Consider the following 9,600-nt stretch of genomic DNA (forward strand, 5'->3'; position numbering starts at 1 on the left):
CTAGGGCCAGTGTGGTGGGTGGCATGAGGCTTTCAGGGTGTCTCGGGGACTGCCCAGGGTGATCACCGATTGGCACTTGATGTCGGGCCAGGCAGGGTTACCGGAGATTCACCGTCTTCTGGCTCTGTGCCGCCAACCTTGGGAGCAGCCCGATGCACCACCGTACTTCCGTCCTGCGCCGCCTGGCCGTGACCGGCGTGGCCCTCGCCTCGATCACAGCAGGTGCGTGTATTCCCGCCGTGATGGCCTCTGCTGCGGTTCCGCAACGGCCCGCTGCCGTTGCCGCGTTTGATCCTGCACCGATGTGGGATCTGCTCAACCATCTACCCGATCCCGTTGTCGCCGGTGCACTGGTCAGGGTGGCGGGGGACGGTCAAGCGATGCCCTGGACCGCGACCGCGGGGGAGGTGTCCGGCGACGCTCACTTTCGAATCGGTAGCGTGACGAAGATCTTCACCAGTACGATCGTGCTCGAACTGGCCGCCGAGCACCGCATCGCCATCGACGCGCCCGTCCGGCGCTACCTGCCCGATCTCATCCCGGCCGCATACGGCACAGTCACCGTGCGCGAGCTCCTGGACCACACCAGCGGCCTGCCCGCCCCGGCCGGCGTACCCGGGCCTGCCGACGGGCCCGGGTGGTGGCGGAAGAGCGTGTCGCCGCGGGACGTGGTACGCAACGCGTTCGCAGCCGCTGAGAGTCCAGGGGCGGGGCAGCCGCCCAAGCCCGGCAGTGTCCAGCAGTACAACGGTGTCAACACATTCGTCGCCGGTCTGCTGGTGGAAAAGGTGACCGGCCGAACGTTCAAGGACGAACTGACCCGCCGCATCATCCGGCCGCTAGGACTGCGGAACACCAGCCTCCCCTCGTCGGACGATATGTCCATCCCCGCACCGCACGCCCGCGTATACATCGGTACGGACGAGGTGACCGAGCAGTCCCCCTGGGCATGGGCCGAGGGCGGAATGATCTCCACCGCCGCTGATCTGGACCGGTTCCTGACCGCCCTGTTCCGCGGCCGGCTCCTCCCGCCCGCTCAGCAGGAGTTGGTGTTCGCAGTGCCCGATGTGCCCAACGCGCCGACCAACACGAACTGCATCAACAAAACGAGTTGCTTCAGTGTCGGCGGCCTGATGCGGGCCACACTCGACAACGGCGTCACCGTCTGGGGCAAAACCGGCTCCATGCCGGGGTGGACCAACGGCGTCTTCGCCACCCGCGACCTGAAACGCCGCGTGGCCTACTCCCTCAACCCCACCGGCACCGCCTCTGAACGGCCCTACGTCATGGCCGTCGTCAACTCCGCCTTCAGGAGCGCCAGCTGAACCGCCAGGCTGCTTACCGAGCTGGCGGGAGTCGAAGCGGCGTGACAGCAACGACTGACAACAACGGAATTGGACGGGACGACGCAGCCCTGAACAGCTGAAGGGCTACGACCAGGCGTAGCCGACAGCGCGGCACCGAGCTGGACAGCCTCGCCGAGGCTACGGAAGGTTGGGGGTTCGAGTCCCTTTGGGCGCGCATCATCATGAGGCATTTGACCTGCTCAAACGTAGGTCAATGCCTCCCTTCTCGTCCACTGTGGACCTGATGTGTTCCGAAAGTAATCGGCTGTTTCGGAAGGGTCCAGGCCGGCCGGGAGCTGCGTTGGCATCTGACGGCCATCGGATTCGGCCCCGCGGTGAAGGTCATTCGCCGGCGGTTCGCGGGCCGGACCCCGTGAACTGATCCAGGTGATGTGGCCCTGGGACGTGGTCGTCCCTTGTGAGAGTTGAGGCAGAGTGATCACGCGGCGACCAGTGCGTTCCGGGCCGCCGCTCCGAGTCACGTCACCATCTCGCCGGGCTACCCGCCGGAACCGATCAGCCGGACCGCCGGGGTGCGCAGCGCGACCCAGGCGGGCGGCACCGTGGACAGCGAGGCGATCACCGCGCAGGCCCCGCTCACCGCCAGGAACTGCGCGGTCGGTACCACCGGCGTGGTGTGGCCCACCAGTTGCTGCAGGGCGTTCCACAGCCCGCCCAGACTGACCACGACCACGCCGCCCGCCAGCACCACCCCCACCGCGACCACCAGCAGTGATTCGGCGAGCACGATCGCCAGGATCTGCCGGGGCGTGGACCCGGTGACGCGCAGCAGCGCCAGCTCGCGCGCCCGCTGGCCCGTCGACATCACCAGGGTGTTGGCGACCGCCACCGCCGTGTAGAGCACTGCGATCCCGGCGATCACCATCAGCGCCAGCCGGGCCTGCTCGGCGTTCTTGGCGTCGACCACCGTGGTCCATTTGGCGATCGGCATCGCCGCCGCCCCGGACCCGGGTCCGCCCGCCGCCGCCTGCAGCCGCGGCAGCACCGTGCTCGCGGACGAACCCGGACGGAGCTTGACGTAGATCGCGTCCGGCAGCGCCTGCCCGGAGTATCGCGCCGTCAGCACCGCACCGCTGCCGCCGATGCTGGTCTTGATGACCGCGACGACCCGCAGCGATACCTGGCTGCCGTCGGCCAGGTAGACCTGCACGGTGTCCCCGACCTTACGGTTCCAGCTCTGGTCGACGATCACCGAGTGGTCGTCGAGGTCCGCGGGCCGGCCCGAGACCACGGGCAGCCGCAGCACGCTGGTGAAACCGGCCGTGTCCACCGTCCGCGCGTCGAAGGGCTGCAGCGGCGAGCCGGAAGGACCGGACATCGCGTCGACGCCCGGCACGGTGTAGACCGTCGTCGGCGCCGTGGTCACCTCGTCCACCCCGGCCACCGCCCGCACCCGGTCCACCACGGCCTGGTTCAGCCCCGGGGCGCTGTGCGGCACCACCACGTAATCGGCGGAACTGACCTGGTTGTAGATCTCACTGGCTTTGGCCGCCTGCAGCGACCCCGAGGTGCCCCACAGCGAGCTGAGCAGACCTACGGTGATCAGGACCGGGGCCGTGGTGGCGGCGGTCCTGCGCACGCTGGTCACGGTGTTGGCCCGCACCAGCAGCGCCCCGGCGCCGCGAGACCGGGCCAGTGGTGCGGTGGCGAGCCAGGCCAGCGGCGGGATGACCACAGGGGAGAGCAGCGCGAAGGCCACGATCAGCGCGGGGGCGACGCCCTCGGCCAGCCCAGCCCAGTAGAGCGGCGGCAGCAGCGGGGCGAGGGCCAGCAGGCCGACGCCGCCGAGCAGCGAGACGCAGCCGAGAACCCAACGCATCCAGGTCATCGCCTTGCGGTCCACCGCGGCATCGCGCAGTGCCTCGATGGGCTTGATCCGCCCCGCCCGCAGCACCGCGGCACCGGCCCCGATTATGGCCAGGCCGATCCCCAGCAGGAAAGCCACGGCCAGCACGGCGACAGATGCCACCGAGATCCGCACGCTGAACCAGACGGGGGCGATCCCCCGGTGGGCCAGCCAGTGCGCCAGCATCGGACCGCCGGCCAGCCCCAGCAGACAACCCGTCAGGGACGCCGCCGAGCCGATCACCGCCGCTTCGACCAGTACGAGTTGGCCGACCTGCTTGGGCGTGGCGCCGGACACCCGAAGCAGCGCCAGCTCCCGGCGCCGCTGGCTGACCGAGAACGCGAAGGTGGAACCGACCACGAAGATCGATACGAAGCCGGCCACACCCGCCGCCATGCCGAGCATCGTGCCGACGCCGACCAGGTCGGCGGCGTCCTGCTGAGCCTGCGGGTCGGCCAGCGTCCGGTCCGTGCCGGAGAGGACCTGGGCGGCGCCGCCGACGGCGGTCCGTACCACGTCCGGGGCGGCGGAGGTCACCAGCGCGTCGACCCGCGGCGAGAGCCGCGCGGCCTCGGCGTCGGTGAAGAACACCGCGTTCTCGAAGGTCACCGGCGCGGTCAGTCCGGAGACGGTGTAGCGGCCGGCCCCGGCAGCGGTCACCACGGCCACCTGGTCGCCCGGCGCCGCCCCAGTACCCGCGGACACCACCACCTGGTCGGCAGCACTGGGGGCGGCGCCCGCGGTCAGCCGGTAGCCGCCGAAGGCGGTCATCGACCACGGGTGGCCGACCTGGCTGGACGGTCCTCCCGCCAGCTGGGCGTAGAAGGTCCGGTCCTGCACCGTGCTGCCCAGCGCCTCCACCTTGGTGACGACATCGGCCGGGACACCCCGGTTCTCGGTCAGCGGAAGGCTCTCGATGCCCCAGGACATCTCGACGTTGAGATGCGGGTCGATGCGGACGACGACGGGGGCGGACTCGTACCGGCCCGAGCCCCGGTCGGCGCCGGACAGGGTGGACGTGAGCACGAGACCCATCGTCGCCATCAGCGCGGCGCCCAGTGCCAGGGCGACGAATGTTCCGGCGAAGGCTCCCCATCGACTTCGAAGCGTGTGCCAAGCGATATTCAGCATGCGTCTCTCCAAGTCGTCGTGCGATACGCAAGCCCTTCGCAGGACAGGCGGATCGGGCCGTGGCCCGCCGGTGCGCCAGACCCGGGCCTTCGTTGCGTCAGGCCCAGGCCCCGAGGTGCGTCATCCGCTCGGCGACACGGTCGGCGGTGGGGTTGTCCATCCGCGAGGAGAGGCGACCGTCGGCGAGGAAGACGACGGTGTCGGCATAGGAGGCGGCGCCGGGGTCGTGGGTGACCATCACCACGGTCTGCCCGGTCTCGTCGACGCAGGAGCGCAGCAACGCGAGGATCTCCTTGGCGGTCACGGTGTCCAGCGCGCCGGTCGGCTCGTCACCGAAGATCACGTCCGGCCTGGTGACCAGCGCCCGGGCGATGGCGACTCGTTGCTGCTGGCCACCCGACAGCTCACTTGGACGCCGCCCGGCCCGGTCCGCCAGGCCGACCCGGCGCAGAATCTCCTCCCGCCAGGCTGCGTCCGGCTTCTGCTTGGCCCACCTCAGCGGAAGCATCATGTTCTGCTCGACCGTCAGCGCCTGCACCAGGTTGAAGGACTGGAACACGAAGCCAATGCGCTCCCGGCGCAGCTTGGTGAGCTGGGTCTCGTTCATTCCACTGAGATCGGTGCCCCCGATGAACGCGGAACCCGAGGTGAGACCGTCCAACCCGGCGGCACAGTGCAGAAATGTGCTCTTTCCCGACCCGGAGGGGCCCATCACGGCGGTGAACGAACCGCGGGGGATCTCGAGCGTCACGGCGTCCAGCGCGGTGACCGCGCTCGCGCCGCGCCCGTAAACCTTGCTCGCAGCACGCAGCCGAACCGCCGCGACACCGGCCTTGCCAGCACCCGCCATGGTCTCGTTGCTCGACCTACTCGGGTCGTCGGTCCTGGTATTCATGCCTGCCCTCTGCTCACCGTAAGCGTCCCCGTCCGCTGCGCCTGCGGGTCGCACGTAGCGACACGTCAGAGTGCGGGCCGGATCTATGAGACCGACAAGATCCTTTCGAGTCAACTGAAATGATCTTCATCAAATTCCTCGATCAAGGCTGCGACCTGGACCCGTGACCGTCCTATCCACGGATCAGCCCGCGAGCTCTACAAATGGATGCCCGTGTGCAGCACGAACAGGATGCCGCACAACACCTGCCGGTCCGGGATGCGGTTGCGCCCCGGACGCCGGGGGTCGCGGGGCACAGGCTTGGGCAGCAACGGCGACGGGACGAGTTCCTCAGCCGGCGCCAGGTAGAAGGTGCAGATCCCACCGGGGGTGATCGTGCAGGTCGCGACCCACGGGCACCAACATCACAGCCGCCTGGCCATCTGGTGCCCCTGGGCGCGGACCGTGTCCCACGTCGTCGGCAGGTGCGGCAACCGGGTGGCGCGCAGCTCCCGTGGTCAACTCGCCAGTATGGCTCGCAACACGCCATTCGCCGGACAACGTAGCTTCAGGCCCGAGTCCCTGGCGGCCCACCGGGGCGGTGGGCGCGGAGGCAGGGATGGCTCAGGGCTTGAGCCGGTAGTGGTAGGTGTGCGAGACGCGGAATCCGACGCGTTCGTAGAGTCGGCGCGCGGCGTGATTGTCGTCCATGACTTGCAGGTACAGCTCCCCGGCGCCGCGTGCTTGGGCCCAACGGGCGCCGATGTGCAGGATCGCGGTGGCGCTGCCCTGCCGCCGGTGTGCGGGGTGGGTAGCCATGCAGAAGATCCCGGCGCAGCCGGGGGCAGCCACGACGAGTCCCATGCTGACGACCCGGTCGCCGTGTTCGACGCTGAGGTAGGCGGCGGGCCCGGGTGTCCGCGCGAGGACCTGGTCCGCGACCTGCTGGCTGTTCTCGTGGCCGTCGAGGGCGACGTAGGCGTCCAGCCATTGGCGGGTCGGGTGCTCCGCGACGGTTAGCGCCAGGGGCACCGCGGGGCGGGAAGCGGTAATCACGGTGCTGGTGGGTGCGACGCACACCAGGGTCGCCGCATCCCGTCGGTATCCTCGCTCGGCGAGCAGCGCGTCCAGTGTGGTGTGCTCTTCTGCGGGCGACACCTGGACCGCGACCGGCATCCTCCGGGCGGCATAGAAGTCCTCCACCCGAGGCAGCGCTGCCAGCAGGGCTTCTCCCCGCATAAGCGGCAAGGCGGAGTTCGACCGGCGGCGCGGCACGCCGGGGGTGTGCCGTAGCAGCCAGCCTTGCTCCTGCAGGGCCTCGGCAGCCGGCCATGCCTGTGCCGCATACCGCTCGATCAGCCATGTGTCGATCAACGTGCTCCCCTGTCCGGCTCTGATCATCGCCCGACCGGCGTGATCCGGCGGAGGCGTCCCGGCCCGGTGCCCGCGCCGAAGGGCCACCGGCAGGATGGCGCAGAAGGATCGCTAAGGTCCACCACGCATTGCTTTACAGACCTGTTAGGAGCACTTGATGTTCGATCCGGTGCGGCTGCTTCTGCTCCGGGAGCTTGCCGACCGCGGGACCATGACCGCGGTCGCCGCCGCCTGCGGCTACACCTCCTCCGCGGTGTCCCAGCAACTCGCCGTGCTGGAACGTGAAGCAGGGGTGCAGCTGCTGGAGCGGGTCGGGCGCCGGGTCCGCCTCACACACGAGGGCCTGCGCTTGGCGGCACACGCTCGCATCGTGCTCGCGGCATTGGAAACCGCGGAGCGCGATTTGCGAGCCGCCGACACCCCGCGCGGACCGATCGGCGTTGCATGCTTCTCGACCTTCGCCGCGGTGCATGTGGTCCCCGCCCTGGTCGCCGCCCGCGCACGGTATCCCGACCTGCAGGTCTCCCTCCACGAGCTGGAACCGCCCGAGGCCCTTTCCGCTCTCCGCGCGAGGCGCTGTGAAGTGGCCGTCTGCTACAGCTACAACCTCACGCCCAGCGAGACTCCGGCCGAACTCGACGTCCATCCGCTAGCCGTCGAGCCGGTACTCCTCGCTCTGCCGGCCGACCACGCCTGGGCGTCGGACAGGGATGGACAGGCGGTGGACCTGCGTCGCCTGACCGACGCGCCCTGGATCGTCGGCTCTCGAGAGGACGGCAGCGCCGCCCTGGTCCAACGCGCCTGCGCGGTCGCCGGCTTCCCACCTCGGATCACGCACGCGGTCGACGACTACCAGCTCGTCCTGCGAATGGTGGCCCACGGACTCGGGGTCGCCCTGGTGCCGCAGCTCGTGGCACACGCCCACCACCCAAGCCCCGACGTCACCCTGCACCCGGTCGCCAACACGGACCTCACGCGGACCGTCTACGCCATGACTCACCCGTCACTGGGCGCCAGACCGCAGGTCAATGCTGTACTCGACCTCCTGGTTCAAAATCAAGATCCAGGAGACACGACCGTAAGAACACCGGACGTGTGATCCATGTGTGATCGACGGCTTCCGTATTGACCGGCACTGCTTGTGGTACGCCGACAGCCAAGGCAATCCAGCCGCTGCGCAAATCGGCACGGACCCGCACCATCCGATACTTAGCGAAACCAGGCGGAATCGCCGCGATCGCGCTCTTAATCTGCGGGTTGTAGGTTCAAGTCCTACGCGGCGTACCAATCGCATCGCGGTCGCCCCGCCCGGCCGCCGGTCGTTGCCCGGCGTGGCGTGGCCGTCTCTAGCCGCCTGTCTGTACACTCGGCGCGGCGGTCACGCCCGCCCGACTCCGAGCCGCCGACGCCCACGCAGCCGGCCGCGACCGAGGACAAGCCGTCTCAGACGCAGCGTGAGCCAACCTCCTGCGGTGCTGTGAGCGAGATCGACGGGTTGACCAACGCGGAGTACCTAGTGCTTGGTCCGCTGGAGGCAGACGCGCCGCGACCGCTCTGGGAGATCGCTGAGGCGTTCCTAGGTGGTGTGGTCGGCGAGCGGCCAACACTCGAGCGGATTGCGGAGCTCCTCGGAGCCGCGCTCGCCTCCTTAGCGGCGCATGGGCTGATCGAGGTTCGCCGCTTCGACATCTGGCCGGCGCCGTGGGACCAAGGCAGCCCTGTAGCGAACGAACACCTCGTTAGTGAGAGTCAGAGAAGCGACGTTTGGTCACGCAGCATGACTCACGATGCGTTGGCCGCAGTCATCACCGAGGTTGGCATCAGATGGCTCTGACCTACCGGCCCGATCCCACCGAGGTCCGTATCGCGATCCCTGACACGTGCAAGCCAGGCACCCGCAATGCTTTGGTTGGGCCGTAACCCACCGCAGTCGACTTGTCTCGACGGATCCGGATGCAGGCGGGACTGCGGAGCCCGGGCGGGCGTGGCTCCGCATGATCGGTTGCTCGCTGGTTGCTCGGATGTTCGCGACCTGGCGCGGACGGAGCCGTACGGCTCAGGAACTTCGGCGTCCGATCCAAAGCGGGCATTGGCGTTCGCGGGAATCTGGGCCCAGCTGACCAGCACCGACGTTGCCGGACTACTTCGGACGTGCCGCGCCATTCACGGACTTTTCCTTGCTATGCTTGAACTTGAGCTAGTTGATCGTCCACTTCGGACTTTTAATCCGTAGGTTCAGGGTTCGAGTCCCTGGCGGCCCACAGTCTCCGCAGGTCAAGGCCGGTGCCCCAGGTGCCGGCTTTGCCGTCTCGGTCCCCGTACAGCAGCAAAGTACAGCAGTGGGCAGATTATGGCCGCTCCGGCATCCGATATCGGATACCAGGACCACATCTCGTCCACGAAGTCCTGCTGAGCCACCCCAAGATCGCTTCGAGCGGCCGCATGGAAGGCGGCTCGCGTCGCCTCCACATTCCGTAGTTGCGCCGACCACTTCTCGGGATTTACCGGCTCCTCTTGTGCTGCCCGCTCCAGCCGCAACGCTTCCAAGGTGTACTGGCGACCGGCGCGGATGGTGTTCGTGTCTCCGAGTAGAAGCAGGGTCCTCCCATGCGGCACTGCGCTCCGCTTCGATTCGCGCCAAATCGACTTCCATATCGGCCGTCGCCAAGATTGGCGCGCGGGACTGGAGCCCGTTGCTAGCGGCCACCCAGAGCGAGGAGCGGAGCGTCTGCTTCAGGAGGTGCCCATACCGGGAGTACGCCGCAGCTCGCTTGTCGTCCCACCGGGTGGCCTGGGCGCGACGCCATCGGGTGCGCTCACCGGCGCTCGACACGAGGTACGACGCAAGGGCACCAAGTGCCACGCCCAGTAGGGTGCCGAGCTGACCAAGAAAGGCGCCCATGGTGCCCTCCGACTCAACATCCGATGGAATTCGGTCGTACGGCCACAGCCGCCCACCTCAGCGTCGCGGTGCGAGTCAACGGCCCACTGCGCTGTCTGGCATCTAA

At 68.6% G+C, this 9,600-nt stretch carries 6 protein-coding genes and 1 tRNA gene; 4 read left to right on the forward strand and 3 right to left on the reverse strand.

Going from position 1 to position 9,600, the window contains the following annotated elements:
* Window positions 1-152 precede the first annotated feature (152 nt).
* On the forward strand, window positions 153-1,325 hold the full coding sequence (locus ABD901_RS57360) for a serine hydrolase domain-containing protein (protein WP_345144623.1): 1,173 nt from the start codon (window positions 153-155) through the stop codon (window positions 1,323-1,325).
* 520 nt (window positions 1,326-1,845) lie between these two features.
* Here ABD901_RS57360 and ABD901_RS57365 read toward each other — a convergent pair.
* The 3 genes from ABD901_RS57365 to ABD901_RS57380 all read right to left on the reverse strand — a co-directional run bounded on the left by ABD901_RS57365 (window position 1,846) and on the right by ABD901_RS57380 (window position 6,592).
* Complete coding sequence (locus ABD901_RS57365; RefSeq protein WP_345144625.1) at window positions 1,846-4,344, reverse strand: ABC transporter permease; 2,499 nt, start codon at window positions 4,342-4,344, stop codon at window positions 1,846-1,848.
* A gap of 97 nt (window positions 4,345-4,441) precedes the next feature.
* Complete coding sequence (locus ABD901_RS57370) at window positions 4,442-5,194, reverse strand: ABC transporter ATP-binding protein (protein ID WP_345144633.1); 753 nt, start codon at window positions 5,192-5,194, stop codon at window positions 4,442-4,444.
* 648 nt (window positions 5,195-5,842) lie between these two features.
* Window positions 5,843-6,592 carry a GNAT family N-acetyltransferase gene (locus ABD901_RS57380; protein ID WP_345144627.1) on the reverse strand — a complete coding sequence of 250 codons (750 nt, stop codon included), beginning with the start codon at window positions 6,590-6,592 and terminating at the stop codon, window positions 5,843-5,845.
* A 157-nt stretch (window positions 6,593-6,749) separates the two neighbouring features.
* Here ABD901_RS57380 and ABD901_RS57385 point away from each other — a divergent pair, with 157 nt between their 5' ends.
* The 3 genes from ABD901_RS57385 to ABD901_RS57395 all read left to right on the forward strand — a co-directional run bounded on the left by ABD901_RS57385 (window position 6,750) and on the right by ABD901_RS57395 (window position 8,853).
* Window positions 6,750-7,691: a LysR family transcriptional regulator gene (locus ABD901_RS57385; RefSeq protein WP_345144629.1), complete on the forward strand. Its 942-nt coding sequence runs from the start codon at window positions 6,750-6,752 to the stop codon at window positions 7,689-7,691.
* Between the two features lie 378 nt (window positions 7,692-8,069).
* Complete coding sequence (locus tag ABD901_RS57390) at window positions 8,070-8,426, forward strand: hypothetical protein (protein ID WP_345144631.1); 357 nt, start codon at window positions 8,070-8,072, stop codon at window positions 8,424-8,426.
* 357 nt (window positions 8,427-8,783) lie between these two features.
* Window positions 8,784-8,853 (forward strand) — tRNA-Lys (locus ABD901_RS57395).
* Window positions 8,854-9,600: the final 747 nt, after the last annotated feature.

It is taken from the genome of Dactylosporangium darangshiense, from assembly GCF_039537565.1.
Classification (GTDB): Bacteria; Actinomycetota; Actinomycetes; order Mycobacteriales; family Micromonosporaceae; genus Dactylosporangium; species Dactylosporangium darangshiense.

Coding starts and splice junctions, on each gene's coding strand:
- ABD901_RS57370 (WP_345144633.1), bottom strand. CDS start 5,194: ATGGCGGGTGCTGGCAAGGCCGGTGTCGCGGCGGTTCGGCTGCGTGCT.
- ABD901_RS57365 (WP_345144625.1), bottom strand. CDS start 4,344: ATGCTGAATATCGCTTGGCACACGCTTCGAAGTCGATGGGGAGCCTTC.
- ABD901_RS57360 (WP_345144623.1), top strand. CDS start 153: ATGCACCACCGTACTTCCGTCCTGCGCCGCCTGGCCGTGACCGGCGTG.
- ABD901_RS57385 (WP_345144629.1), top strand. CDS start 6,750: ATGTTCGATCCGGTGCGGCTGCTTCTGCTCCGGGAGCTTGCCGACCGC.